The organism is Megasphaera cerevisiae DSM 20462, from assembly GCF_001045675.1.
GTDB classification, from domain to species: Bacteria; Bacillota; Negativicutes; order Veillonellales; family Megasphaeraceae; genus Megasphaera; species Megasphaera cerevisiae.
This window is the reverse complement of record NZ_LEKT01000132.1, coordinates 1-999: the sequence shown is the minus strand read 5'-3', so window position 1 is coordinate 999 and position 999 is coordinate 1. Positions and strand designations below refer to the sequence as shown.

The following is a 999-nucleotide window of genomic DNA, read 5'->3' as shown; positions in this document are numbered from 1 at the left end:
CCATGTGGAACTCCAACGCCTACGAAAGCAAAATACAGAACTTCGTAAGGAAAATGACTTCTTAAAAAAAGCGGCCGCATTCTTTGCCAAGGAAGTCGAGTAAGCCAATATCAATTCATCCAGAAATATCATCAGCAATATGGAGTACGGTGGTTATTGCGTAAATTTACGATGAGTCCTACAGCGTACTACAATTATCTAAAAAATCGTAAAATGGGATATCGCAACCATAAGATTGCCATCCAACGGCGCATGGTAGAAATCTATCATGCAGAATCCGGGGTTCCCGGCTATGGCCAGATGCATGATTATCTGGCACTGGAACATATTCTCATCAGCAGGCTGACTTCCCATCATTATATGCGGGAATTAGGGTTACGATCCATCGTGCGTCGGCGTAAGACTGCGTATGTCAAAGGAAAAATCCATCAGATATTCCCGAATCTGCTCAACCAACAGTTTGATATAGAACAGCCAAACCGAATATGGGCCACTGACTTTACGTATCTACCTATGCCAGACGGATCGATGCGATATAATTGCACGATTATTGACCTGTATGATCGCTGTGTGGTAGCAACCTGTAACGGAGCACATATCACGGCAGAACTAGCCATGATCACGCTACAAAAAGCACTGGATATGCACAAGCCAGGGAAAGGTCTCATCTTGCACAGCGACCAAGGCGCGCAGTTCACGTCGGAAGCATTCGTCCGTTTCTGTGAAGAACATTATGTTCAACAAAGCATGAGCCGAGCCGGCTGTCCATATGATAATGCACCCATGGAACGATTCTATAACACGTTGAAAAATGAGTATTTTAATTTACGGAAATTTAGGGATGTGAAGTCGATGAATGAAGGTATTTATTGGTTTGTCTATTGCCATTACAATCGGCGTAGACCCCATTCCTACAACAATGGATTACCTCCTTATGCTGCCAGAATGTCGGCATAAGGAAACTATCACTCAGTGTTACAATTTGGGTTGACTACTACA

General features: G+C 43.5%; 1 pseudogene. It reads left to right on the top strand.

From position 1 onward, the window contains the following. Positions 1-69: 69 nt before the first annotated feature. Positions 70-957: pseudogene (locus AB840_RS15360) on the top strand (IS3 family transposase); the annotation flags it as partial. Positions 958-999: the final 42 nt, after the last annotated feature.